Here is a 12241-nt window from a genome sequence, read left to right on the forward strand (position 1 = left end):
CACTCAACCCATCACAGGTTGAGCGAGGTGAACTCAACCCTGCTCCATCCCCTGACCGAAGGACGCCCTGACACCGATGGCCGGTACCGAGCTCCAGCTCACCACCAAGGCCCAGGAGGCCGTGTCCGCCGCCGTGCGCGACGCGGCCGCCGGCGGCCACCCGCACACCGAGCCCGCCCACCTGCTGCGCGCGCTCGCCGCGCAGACGGACACGACGACCCCGGCGCTGCTCCAGGCCGCGGGCACCAGCGTCGCGGACACCGTCACCGCCGCGGACAAGGCGCTGTCGACGCTGCCGTCGGTCAGCGGCGCCACCGTGTCCACCCCCGCCTTCTCGCGCGGGGCGCTCGCCGTCCTCGAGAACGCGCGCTCGCTCATGGCGTCGATGGGTGACTCCTTCGTCTCCACCGACCACCTGCTGCTCGCCCTCGCCCGCACGGGCGACTTCGGCCTCGACGCGGCCGCCATCGAGACGGCGGTCCCGCAGCTGCGCGGCGGCCGCCGGGTCGACTCCGAGACGCCCGAGGCGTCGTACCAGGCGCTGGAGAAGTACGGCACCGACCTCACCGCCGCCGCGCGCGAGGGCAAGCTCGACCCGGTCATCGGCCGCGACGCCGAGATCCGCCGCGTCGTCCAGGTCCTCAGCCGGCGCACGAAGAACAACCCCGTCCTCATCGGCGAGCCCGGCGTCGGCAAGACCGCCGTCGTCGAGGGCCTCGCCCAGCGCATCGTCGACGGCGACGTGCCCGAGAGCCTGCGCGGCAAGCGCCTCATCTCGCTCGACCTCGGCGCGATGGTCGCCGGCGCGAAGTACCGCGGCGAGTTCGAGGAGCGGCTCAAGGCCGTGCTCGAGGACATCAAGAGCTCCGACGGCCAGGTCGTCACCTTCATCGACGAGCTGCACACCGTCGTCGGCGCCGGCGCGACCGGCGAGGGCGCGATGGACGCCGGCAACATGCTCAAGCCGCTGCTGGCCCGCGGCGAGCTGCGGCTCGTCGGCGCGACGACGCTCGACGAGTACCGCCAGCACATCGAGAAGGACGCCGCGCTCGAGCGCCGCTTCCAGCAGGTCCTCGTCGGCGAGCCGAGCGTCGAGGACACCATCGCCATCCTGCGCGGCCTCAAGGAGCGCTACGAGGCGCACCACAAGGTGACGATCGCCGACTCCGCGCTCGTCGCCGCCGCGTCGCTCTCCGACCGCTACATCACCGGCCGCCAGCTGCCCGACAAGGCCATCGACCTCGTCGACGAGGCCGCCTCGCGGCTGCGGATGGAGATCGACTCCTCGCCCGTCGAGGTCGACGAGCTGCGCCGCGCCGTCGACCGGCTGAAGATGGAGGAGCTGCACCTCGAGCACGAGACCGACGACGCCTCGCGCGAGCGGCTCGAGCGGCTGCGCAAGGACCTCGCCGACCGCAGCGAGCAGCTCGCCGCGCTCACCGCGCGGTGGGAGGCCGAGAAGGCCGGGCTCAACCGGGTCGGCGACCTCAAGGCGCGCCTCGACGACCTGCGGGTGCAGGCCGACCGGCTCCAGCGCGAGAACGACTTCGCCGGCGCGAGCAAGATCCTGTACGGCGACCTGCCCGCCCTCGAGCGCGAGGTCGAGGAGGCCACCCGCGACGAGGCCGCCCGCTCGGCCGACGTCATGGTCAAGGACGAGGTCGGCGCCGACGACATCGCCGACGTCATCTCGAGCTGGACCGGCATCCCCGCCGGCCGCCTGCTCGAGGGCGAGACCGAGAAGCTGCTGCACATGGAGCAGCACCTCGGCGCTCGGCTCATCGGCCAGACCGCCGCCGTCCGCGCGGTGAGCGACGCCGTACGGCGCTCTCGCGGCGGCATCGCCGACCCCGACCGCCCCACCGGGTCGTTCCTCTTCCTCGGCCCCACCGGCGTCGGCAAGACCGAGCTGGCCAAGTCGCTCGCCGACTTCCTCTTCGACGACGAGCGGGCCATGGTCCGGATCGACATGTCGGAGTACTCCGAGCGGCACGCGGTGGCGCGGCTCATCGGCGCACCCCCCGGCTACGTCGGCTACGAGGAGGGCGGCCAGCTCACCGAGGCCGTCCGCCGCCGGCCGTACTCCGTCGTCCTGCTCGACGAGGTCGAGAAGGCGCACCCGGAGACCTTCGACATCCTTCTGCAGGTGCTCGACGACGGCCGGCTCACCGACGGCCAGGGCCGCACCGTCGACTTCCGCAACGTCATCCTCGTCATGACCAGCAACCTGGGAAGCCAGTTCCTGGTCGACCCGACGCTGCCGACGGAGGCCAAGCACGAGGCCGTCATGGGCGTCGTGCGGGCGGCGTTCAAGCCCGAGTTCCTCAACCGGCTCGACGAGGTCGTCGTCTTCGACGCCCTGTCGACCGAGGACCTCGCGCACATCGTCGACCTGCAGGTGCAGGCGCTGTCCGCGCGGCTGCGCGACCGGCGGATCACCCTCGACGTCACCCCCGCCGCGCGCGAGTGGCTCGCCCTCACAGGCTACGACCCGTCGTACGGCGCCCGACCGCTGCGCCGCCTCGTGCAGAAGGAGATCGGCGACCGGCTGGCCCGCGCGATCCTCGCCGGCGAGGCGCGCGACGGCAGCACCGTCGTCGTCGACCGGGGCGACGACCTGTCGCAGGACGCGCTCGTGCTGCGGACGGCCTGAGCGCGGCATGATCGGGGCGTGACCCGGGTCCGCTCCGCGCTCGACGCCGCCCTGCGGCGCGCCGGCCTCGAGGCCGGGGTCCCCGAGCCGGGGGACCCCGGCCTCGTGCCGTCCCCGGAGGGGCCGGGGTGGCGCAGCCCGGCGCCGGCGCGGTGGGCCGGCGCCGCCGGGCTGCCGGTCGAGCGGCTGGCCGGGCTGCTCGCCGCCGCGCTCGGCCGCGACCCCGACGTGGCCTCGGTCGCCGTCCTCGGCGACCGGGTCGTCGACGTCGTGCCGGTCGCGCCGCTGGCCTGGACGGTCGTCGCGCAGGTGCTCGGGGATCCGTCGTACGGCGGCTCGCGGGTCCCGCCGGGGCAGGTGCCGCTGTCGCTCGTGCGCCGGCCGGAGGAGCCGGTCTTCCTCGCCGCGTGGGCGCGGTCGCGCGCGCTCCGCGTCGCCGACACCGCTGCGGCCGTGTCGAATCCGGGGACCCCGGCGGAGCTCGACGACGTCCGGCTGGCCCTGCTCGCCCGGCTCGCCGACCACCCCGACGCCGTACGACGTGTCCCCGACGCCCCTGCGCTGCTGCGCCGGGTCGCCGACCTCGCCGCCGCGGCGCGGACCTGGCTCGACGGGCTGGGCGCGGATCCGGCGCCCACCGATGCCGCGCTCGCCCGGGCGACCGCCCAGGTCCTCGAGGACGGACTGAGCCGGCTCGGCGTTGCGGCACCCGTGCGGCTGTGACTTGCTCGCGCGCTATTGACTCGCGTCAAAGGTGGTCGCACCCTTGTCCCGTCCGGCAACGGCGCCGGGCGACGACGGGAGGATGAGCGATGACGACGACCGTGCACGAGACCGCCGTGACGGCGCAGGCCGTGGCCGAGGCCACCGGGGGAGCGGAGGGGGCCAGCCTCTACGAGCGGCTCGGCGGGGTCTACGCCATCGCCGGTGCCGTCGACATCCTCGTCGACCGGCTCTTCTCCAACGTGTCGGTCAACGCCAACGACGCGGTGCACGCCCACCACGGCGACCCGGCCAACGCGCCGGGCTACAAGTTCCTCGTCACCGCCTGGTCGGTGCAGGCCGCGGGCGGTCCGGCCTGCTACCCCGGCCGCGACATGACCGCGGCCCACGAGCACCTGCGCATCACGGGCGAGCAGTTCGACGCCGTCGCCCTCGAGATCTCGGCGACCCTCGGCTTCTGCGGGGTGCCCCAGGTCGAGCACGACGAGTTCATGGCCATCATCGAGCGCTACCGCGACGAGGTCGTGGAGCGGGGCTGACCCCGCGCGGCGCCGGTCGCGTCGGTAGGTTCGGACCATGACCGGCACCGTGATCTCCGAGTCGATCGTCGTCGACGCCCCGCCGTCGGTGGTGTTCGCCATCCTCGCCGACCCGCGCCAGCACGCGCGGATCGACGGGTCCGGCACGGTGCAGGCCCTGCTCGAGGGGCCGGAGCGGCTGAGCAAGGGGGCGACCTTCGGCGTGAGGATGCGCATCGGGGCGCCGTACACCATCAAGAACACCGTCGTGGAGTTCGACGAGGACCGGCGGATCGCGTGGCGGCACTTCGCCGGTCACCGGTGGCGCTACGAGCTCGAGCCGGTCGGTGGGGGCACGCGGGTGACGGAGTCGTTCGACTACAGCCGCTACAACGCGCTCGCCGCGAAGGTCATCGAGCTCGCCGGGTTCCCCGCCAAGAACCGGCAGGGCATCCACGAGACGCTGCCCAAGCTCAAGGCCGCCGCCGAGTCCGACGCCCGCGGCTGACCCCGAGCGCCCGTCACCCCAGCGCGTCCGCCCCGACCAGCCACAGCGCGCCCCACGGCGGGACGACGACCGCTCCGTCGACCCACTGCGGCCGCGCCCCGGTGAGCGCGTCGACCGGGTCCTCGAGACCCGCCTCGCGCACCCGCCACGACGCGTAGCCGGCGGCCTCGCCGCGCACGTTGTAGAGCGCGAGCATCGGCCCGACCGGGTGCCGGCGCAGCAGCGCGAGCACGGCGGGGTCGTCGACGGGCAGCACCTGCGAGGCGACGGACGCGTGCAGGTGCGGCAGCGACGCCCGCACCCGCGCGACGTGCGCGAGCGCCTCGAAGACCCGGCCTTCAGCCGTCGTGCGGTCGTGCCGCCCCTGCGCCCGCTCCCAGTCCAGCCGCGGCCGGTGCGCCCACCGGTTGTCGTCCTCGTGTCCCGGCTCGTCGGCCCAGGCCGGGTCGTCGACCATGGCCAGCTCGTCGCCGCTCCACACGACGGGGATGCCGCCGAAGCCCGCGACCACCGTGTGCGCGAGGACGGTCCGCGCCACCGCCGCCTCGACCGCGGCCCGGTCGCGCCCGGCCGTCTCCAGCCCGGTGAGCGTCGCCGCCGTCCCGCTGATCCGCCGGTCGCCGGTCACCGGGTTCTCCTGGAAGACCAGCCCCCGCGCCGGGGACCCGGGGAACGCGCCGGAGTACCAGTCGGACAGGAACCGCCGGTGCGCCCACCCGTCGAGCCCCACGGCCGCCGCGTCGGCGTCGTCGATCGCCCACCCGATGTCGTCGTGGCACCGGGCGTAGGTGATCCACGTCGACGTCGTCGGCGCCGGCGGCAGCTGCCCGATCGCGTGCGCGGTGAGCCGCACGTCGCCGGTGGCGAGCATCGACCAGACCTGCACCATGAGGCTGTTGTGGTACGCCAGGTCGCTGACCTTCCCGGCGTGCGTGCCCGTGCCGAGGTAGGCCAGCAGGTCGCGCGGCGCGACGATCGCCTCGGCCTTGAACGCGACGGCCGGGCACGCCAGGCGGGTCACGGTCCGCAGCACCTGGGTGATGTCGTGGACCTCGGGCTCGTTCTGGCAGGTCGTGCCCATCCGCTTCCACATGAAGGCGATGGCGTCGAGGCGCAGCACCTCCACCCCGGTGTTGGCCAGGTCGAGGACGACCCCGGCGTACTCCGCGAGCACCGCCGGGTTGGCCCAGTCGACGTCCCACTGCCAGGCGTTGAACGTCGTCCAGACCCACCCCTGCAGGTCCTCGTCCCAGGTGAAGTTGCCCGGCGCGAAGTCGGGGAAGACCTCGGGCAGCGTGCGCTCGTAGGCGTCCGGCAGCGTCCGGTCGGGGAAGACGTGGAAGTAGTCGCGGTGGGCCGCGTCGCCCGCCCGGGCCGCGGCCGCCCACGGGTGCTCGCGCGCGACGTGGTTGAGGACGAGGTCGAGCACGAGGCTCATCCCCTCGTGGCGCAGCGTCGTCGCGAGATCACGCAGGTCCTCCATCGTCCCGAGGTCGGGGCGCACCCGGGTGTAGTCGGCGACGGCGTACCCCCCGTCGTTGTCGCCGTCGCGCGGCAGCAGCAGCGGCATGAGGTGCAGGTAGGTCACGCCCAGCTCGCGCAGGTAGGGCAGCCGTTCGCCGACCCCGGCGAGGGTGCCGGCGAAGCGGTCGGCGTACGTCGCGTAGCCGAACATCCGCGGCGACTGGAGCCAGTCCGGCTCGAGCAGGCGGCGCTCGTCGAGCTCGTGCAGCTCGACGTCGCGCTGCCCGTACGCCGTCGCGGCGCGCCGCAGGAGGTCGAGCGCCAGCTCGTCGGCCCGCTCGGCGCCGTACAACCGGCGCAGCGGCTCGACGAGGTCGGGCCACCAGCGCTCGACGCGGAGGGTGAAGGTGCGCCGCCGATGCGCCGGGAGCCCCGCGAGAGCCTCGCGGACGACGTCGTGGGCGCGGGGGGCGGGGGCCGGCACTGGCATGGGGGACATCCTGCCCAACACCGGCCGCCCGGGGCGAGGCGGGGTGTAAACGTTCTCGCATGGTGGAGGATCGAGCCGATCGACCGGTGCCCGGCGGGGTCGCGGCTCCGTACGCTCGGGGCATGACCCGGGAGGCCGACGCGCAGGCGCAGCGCGCGGGCACCCTCAACGACATGGGCCGCCACGCCGAGGCCCTCGCCGTCGTCGGGCCCGCCCTGCTCGACCACCCGGGCCACGTCGAGCTGCTCGTCCAGGCGGCCCTCGCGCTCGACGCGACCGGTCAGTGGGCGGACGCCGTCGCCCACGGCCGGGAGGCGGTGCGGCTCAGCCCCGACGACGTGCGAGCCTGGCGCCTGCTCGCCCACGTGCTCACGCGCACGGGCGCCCTCGACGAGGCGCACGCGGCGGCCCGCGCCGCCCTCGCGCTCGCACCGCACGACCCGTTCTCGCTGCTGGCCCTCTCGCAGGTCGAGACCGCCCGGGGCCGGCGGGCGACGGCGGTCGAGGCGGCCGAGGGCGCCCTCGGTCTCGCCCCCGGTCTCGACGCCGCCCACCTGCAGCTGGCCACGGCCCTCACCACCGGCCGCCGCCGGCCCTCCGGGCGGACGCAGCGCCGGGCCGAGCAGCACGTCCGCGAGGTCCTGCGCGACCACCCGCACGACCCCCAGGTGCTCGCCGAGCTGGCCCGGGTGCAGGCGCTGCGCCGGTTCCGGATGGGTGTCCCCGACCTGGCCCTCGGCCGGCCCCGTCGACCCCGGGTGCCGGACGCCGACCGGCACCGTCCACCTCTCCCCACCGGGCCCGCGCGGCCGTCGACCGGTCACCGTCTCGTCGGGCTGGCCCACGCGCTGGCCCTCCTCGCGCTCGTCGGGCTCTCGAGCCCCGGGCTCGCGACGGGGCGCACGGGGGTCGGCCTGGCCATCGGGTCGGCGTCGGTCGCGGGCCTGCTCGCGGGGCTGGCCGCCGGGCGACCGAGGACCGACGGCGGGATCGGCCCGGACGTCGCCACCGTCCTCGTCGGGGTCGACGTCCTCGCGCTGACCGCGGCGGCCCTGCTCTCGCCGGGCCCGGCCCCGACGGTGCTGCTCGGGCTCCCGATGCTCGCGGGCCTGCTCCTCACGTTCATCGAGGGCCGGGTCCGCCGACCCGGGTGATCAGGGGCCCGCGGTGGCCTAACCTGTGCGCCATGGGCAGCCCCCTCGTCGAGTCGCTCACCCGCGCCGTCGAGGCCGCCCCGGGCGACGTCCCGCTGCGGCTGCACCTCGCCGAGCTGCTCCTCGCCGAGGGGCAGCAGGACGCGGCCGTCGGCCACTGCGCCGTCGCCCTGCAGCACGACCCGGCGAACGGACCCGCCCGCGTGCTCATGGCCCGCGCCATGGGCGTCGGCCCGCTGCCCGCCGCCGCCCCCGCCGCCCCCGAGCCGACCGAGCCGACCGAGCCGACCGAGCCGCGTACGGAGCCCCGTACGGAGTCGTCCGAGGCGACCACCCACGAGGAGCCGCCGACGGTCTCCGCGGACCGCTCGGCCTTCGACTGGCGACTGGCCGAGTCCGACGTCGCCGACGTCGCACCGGAGCCGATGTTCCTCGCGCACGCCGACGGGGAGCAGGAGGAGACCGACGTCGCCGCCTTCGACGTCGAGCGGAGCACCGTCACGCTGGCCGACGTCGGCGGGATGACGCAGGTCAAGGAGCGGCTGACCGCCGCGTTCCTCGCGCCGATGCGCAACCCGGAGCTGCGCCGGCTCTACGGGAAGAGCCTGCGCGGCGGGATGCTGCTCTACGGCCCGCCGGGCTGCGGCAAGACCTTCATCGGGCGCGCGGTCGCGGGCGAGATGGGGGCGCACTTCATCAGCGTCGGGCTGGCCGACGTCCTCGACATGTACATCGGGACGAGCGAGCGCAACGTCGCGGACCTGTTCCGCCTCGCGCGCGAGAAGGCGCCGGTGGTGCTGTTCCTCGACGAGATCGACGCGCTCGGGCAGAAGCGCAGCCTCACCCGCAACAGCGGCATGCGCACCACCGTCAACCAGCTGCTCACCGAGCTCGACGGCGTCTCCGGGCAGAACGAGGGCGTCTTCGTCATCGGCGCGACGAACCAGCCGTGGGACGTCGACCCGGCGCTGCGCCGCCCGGGGCGCCTGGACCGGATGCTGCTCGTGCTGCCCCCGGACAGGGAGGCGCGCGAGGCGATCTTCCGCCACCACCTCGCCCACCGGCCGGTCGAGGGCATCGACCTGCGCGGGCTGGCCAAGCGCACCGACGGCTTCTCGGGCGCCGACATCGCGCACGTCTGCGAGACGGCGAGCGAGAAGGCGCTGCTCGACGGGGTCCGCACCGGGACGGTCCGGATGATCGGGATGCGCGACCTCGACGCCGCCCTCGCCGAGGTGCGCCCGTCGACGGGCGCGTGGTTCGACAGCGCCCGCAACGTCGTCCAGTTCGCCAACGAGGACGGCACGTACGACGAGCTGCGCTCCTGGATGAAGCAGCACCGCCGGCTGTGAGCGACCCCGGCTCCGCGGGCGGCCCGGGTCCGGCGGCCACGGCCGCCGCCGAGGGTCGGGCCCGGCACCTCATCGCAATGCGCCGCCCGGACGACGCGCTCGCCGTGCTCGGACCGGCCATCGCGGCCGCCCCCGACCAGGCGCGGCTGCTCGGCCTCGCCGCGCACGCGCACCTCGTGCGGGCGGACGTGCGCGACGACGCGGGGGACCCGGTGGGGTCCCGGCGCGACTACGAGCTGGGCGCCGACCTGGCCCGGCGCGCCGCCGCCGCCGACCCGCACGACGAGTGGGGGCACCGGCTGCTGTCGATCGCCCTGGTCGGGCTCCGCAGCCCGTACGACGCCGCGCACGCGGCCGACAGGGCGGTGCGCCTCGAGCCGTTCTCCTACCTCACGCACCTGCAGTACGCCCGGGCGCTGGCGGCCGTGGGTTCGCCCGAGGCGCACGAGCGTGCGTGGGCCGCCGGGCGTCGGGCGGCCGAGCTGGCGCCCCAGGAGCCCGCGGTGCACCTGCTCATGGCGCAGCTGGCGCACCCCACGAGCGGCTCCAGCCCGCAGGGGCTCGCCGTCGCCGAGCAGGCGCTGCGGCGCACCCTCGAGCTCGACCCGGGCAACTCGTCGGCCCTCAACGACCTGGCCCGGATCCAGCTGCGCCGCCGGCGTGGCGTCGCCGCGATCACCGGGTTCGTCCACGCGCTGCGGGTCGACCCGCGCAACGGCGCCGCCCGGCACAACCTCGGCGTCGTCCTCGCCGGGTGGCTGCGACCGGCGCACTGGACCGTCCTCGCGGCGGTCTGGGTGGCCCTGCTCGGGCAGGGGGCGCAGCCGGCCCCGACCGGGCCGTGGGTGGTGCGCTCGCTGTGCGCGCTCGTCGTCGTCGCCGTGGTGGTCGTCGTGGGGCTCCGGCTGCGGCGGGCGGTCCCGGGGCAGGTGGGCGCGGTGCTGCGCCAGCTGCCCGTCGTCTCGCGGTGGGCGGCGGCCTGGGCCTGGTGCCTCGCCGTCTCGGTGGCCGGGCTCGTCGTCTCGGGACTGGTCCCCCTCGAGGTGGGCACCCTCGGAGTCGGCGTGGCCTTCGTCGCCGTGCACCTCGGCACCGTCTGCAGCTGGGTGTGGGCCGCCCGCTCGCGCTGACCCCCGCGTCCGCACCTGTGCGGCACCGGTGCCTCCTTGCTGCGGACGCATCGGGGAGGGAAGGGGGCGTCGGTGCGCCGACCTAGAGTGGGCGCATGGCCACCCTCCACGTCGGCGGACACGTCGAGCAGGACGACCCGGTCGCCGAGGCGCAGGCCCGCGGCGCGACGCTCAGCCAGTTCTTCCTCGGCGACCCGCAGTCCTACAAGGGGCCGGTGATCCGCTACGAGGCGGGTGCCGCCGCGCTCAAGGCGGCCGCGGAGGCGGCGGGAATCGACCTGTACGTCCACGCGCCGTACCCCATCAACGTCGCCAGCCTCAACAACCGGATCCGCATCCCCGGCCGCAAGCTCCTCCAGCAGCACCTGCTCGCGGCGGCCGAGATCGGCGCCAAGGGGGTCGTCGTCCACGGCGGCCACCTGGGCACCGACGAGGACGCGGCCAAGGGGTTCGACAACTGGCGCAAGTGCATCGAGGGCCTCGAGATGCCTGTGCCGCTGCTCATCGAGAACACCGCGGGCGGCGACAACGCGATGGCCCGCCGGCTCGAGGCGATCGCGCGGCTGTGGGACGCCATCGGGCAGGCCGAGGGCGGGGACACCGTCGGGTTCTGCCTCGACACCTGCCACGCACACGCCGGCGGCAACGAGCTCGAGACCGTCGTCGACAAGGTCCGCGGCATCACCGGCCGCATCGACCTCGTGCACTGCAACGACTCGCGCGACGAGTTCGACTCCGGCGCCGACCGGCACACCAACCTCGGCTCGGGCCACATCGACGGCGCCGACCTCGCCCACGTCGTCCGCGAGGCGTCCGCTCCCGTCGTCGTCGAGACGCCCGGCGGCGTGCAGGGCCAGACCGACGACATCGACTGGCTGCGCGAGCAGGTCGGGTCCTAGCGTCCGAGGTCGCGGCGGTCGCCGCCGCCACCCTCTCGGACGCAGCGCGGGTCAGAGCACGCCGAGACGGTCGAGCCGCTCGACCGTCCCGAGCCGGCGGGCCCGCTCGGCGGCGAACACCGTGCGGTGCGTCTCGAGCGAGACGTCGATGCCGGACCAGACCCCCGACCGGTCACCCGTCGCCACGGCGTGGACCACCGCGTCCATCAGCCCGCCGTCGCCGCCGCCGTGCCCACCACCGGCGGTCGCGTCGCCGAGCGACCCGACGTCGATGCGCTCGCGCCGACTCTCCCCGGGCAGCCCGCCGAACTCGACGACCTCGACCGTCCCCCCGTCGCACCGCACCTCGCCGTGGGTGCCGAAGATCCGCGTCTCGCGGTGGCCCGCCTCGGCGAACGCCGTCATCGTGAACGACGCCGTCGCCCCCGAGGCGTACTCGAGGGCGACGACCTGGTGGTCGACGACGTCGTTGTCGCAGTCGTAGACGCACCGTCCCCACGGCCCGGTCGCGAGCGCCTCCTCGAGCGCCGCAGGCGTCACCTCGTCGACGACGGTCGAGACCGGCCACCCGGTCTCGCCCCGCGCGAGCAGCCCCCGGTAGAGCCGGGTCGCGGAGTACGGGCAGGTGTCCTGCAGGTCGCACGTGACGCACCGGTCCGACGCCCGGTCGGGCCGGTCCTTGGCCGTGAAGTGCTGCAGCGAGCCGAAGCTCGACACCGCGACCGCCGGCTCCCCGACGACGTGCTGGAGCCAGTCGACGTCGTGGCACGACTTCGCGAGCAGCATGAACGCGCCGTCGTCCTCGCGCGCCCAGTGCCCGCGCACGAACGAGTGCGCCTGGTGCCACCACCCGACCGGTTCGAGGTGCTGCACGCTCATCACCCGCCCGATCCGCCCCGACCGGACGACGTCGCGGACGACCTGCGTGTACGGCGTGTAGAGCAGCACGTGGCAGACGGCGACCAGGACCCCGGCGGCGTGCGCGGCCGCGGTGATCTCCCGGCACTCGGCCTCGGTCGGCGCCATCGGCTTCTCGAGCAGCAGGTGGTAGCCGGCCCCGGCGAGCGCGACCGCGGGGTCGCGGTGCTCGCGGTCGCGCGTCGCGACGACGACGAGGTCGGCGACCCGCGGGCCCTCGAGCAGCGCGCGCCAGTCGTCGTACCGCTGCCCGGCCGGCACCTCGTGCGCGTCGGCGAGCCGCTCGCGCCGTACGGCGTTCGGTTCGGCGACCGCGACGACCCGCGCCCGGTCGGGGTGGTCGGCTGCCCAGGCGGCGTAGGCGCTGCCCCGGTCGCCGGCCCCGACGACGGCGATCCGGACGGGGGAGGTGCTCATCCGGTCACGCTAGAC

The 12241-nt window shown here is 75.2% G+C and carries 10 protein-coding genes; 8 read left to right on the forward strand and 2 right to left on the reverse strand.

From position 1 onward, the window contains the following. The first annotated feature begins 76 nt into the window (after window positions 1-76). The 4 genes from clpB (at window position 77) to FB458_RS08900 (ending at window position 4402) form a co-directional block, all read left to right on the forward strand. A complete protein-coding gene (clpB, locus tag FB458_RS08885; protein WP_141848180.1) occupies window positions 77-2653 on the forward strand; it encodes an ATP-dependent chaperone ClpB in 2577 nt (858 codons plus the stop codon). A gap of 18 nt (window positions 2654-2671) precedes the next feature. Beyond that, window positions 2672-3376 (forward strand): hypothetical protein, encoded by a 705-nt coding sequence (locus FB458_RS08890; RefSeq protein ID WP_141848181.1) that lies wholly within the window; start codon window positions 2672-2674, stop codon window positions 3374-3376. 89 nt (window positions 3377-3465) lie between these two features. Next, entirely contained in the window at window positions 3466-3915 is a 450-nt protein-coding gene (locus tag FB458_RS08895; RefSeq protein WP_141848182.1) for a group I truncated hemoglobin, read from the forward strand. A 37-nt stretch (window positions 3916-3952) separates the two neighbouring features. After that, window positions 3953-4402 carry an SRPBCC family protein gene (locus tag FB458_RS08900; protein ID WP_141848183.1) on the forward strand — a complete coding sequence of 150 codons (450 nt, stop codon included), beginning with the start codon at window positions 3953-3955 and terminating at the stop codon, window positions 4400-4402. A 13-nt stretch (window positions 4403-4415) separates the two neighbouring features. Here FB458_RS08900 and FB458_RS08905 read toward each other — a convergent pair whose 3' ends face one another. After that, window positions 4416-6356, reverse strand: coding sequence for an alpha-amylase family protein (locus FB458_RS08905; protein ID WP_211355982.1), 1941 nt, complete (start codon window positions 6354-6356; stop codon window positions 4416-4418). 122 nt (window positions 6357-6478) lie between these two features. Here FB458_RS08905 and FB458_RS08910 point away from each other — a divergent pair, with 122 nt between their 5' ends. The 4 genes from FB458_RS08910 (at window position 6479) to FB458_RS08925 (ending at window position 10891) form a co-directional block, all read left to right on the forward strand. Beyond that, window positions 6479-7510 (forward strand): tetratricopeptide repeat protein, encoded by a 1032-nt coding sequence (locus FB458_RS08910; RefSeq protein WP_170185611.1) that lies wholly within the window; start codon window positions 6479-6481, stop codon window positions 7508-7510. 32 nt (window positions 7511-7542) lie between these two features. Then, a complete protein-coding gene (locus tag FB458_RS08915; protein WP_141848186.1) occupies window positions 7543-8862 on the forward strand; it encodes an ATP-binding protein in 1320 nt (439 codons plus the stop codon). Continuing rightward, window positions 8859-9992, forward strand: coding sequence for a tetratricopeptide repeat protein (locus FB458_RS08920; protein ID WP_141848187.1), 1134 nt, complete (start codon window positions 8859-8861; stop codon window positions 9990-9992). The genes FB458_RS08915 and FB458_RS08920 overlap by 4 nt, the downstream gene beginning before the upstream one ends. Before the next feature lie 95 nt (window positions 9993-10087). After that, on the forward strand, window positions 10088-10891 hold the full coding sequence (locus FB458_RS08925; RefSeq protein ID WP_141848188.1) for a deoxyribonuclease IV: 804 nt from the start codon (window positions 10088-10090) through the stop codon (window positions 10889-10891). A gap of 51 nt (window positions 10892-10942) precedes the next feature. Here FB458_RS08925 and FB458_RS08930 read toward each other — a convergent pair whose 3' ends face one another. After that, entirely contained in the window at window positions 10943-12226 is a 1284-nt protein-coding gene (locus tag FB458_RS08930) for a Gfo/Idh/MocA family protein (protein WP_141848189.1), read from the reverse strand. Between the last annotated feature and the right edge of the window lie 15 nt (window positions 12227-12241).

The organism is Lapillicoccus jejuensis, assembly GCF_006715055.1.
Taxonomy (GTDB): domain Bacteria; phylum Actinomycetota; class Actinomycetes; order Actinomycetales; family Dermatophilaceae; genus Lapillicoccus; species Lapillicoccus jejuensis.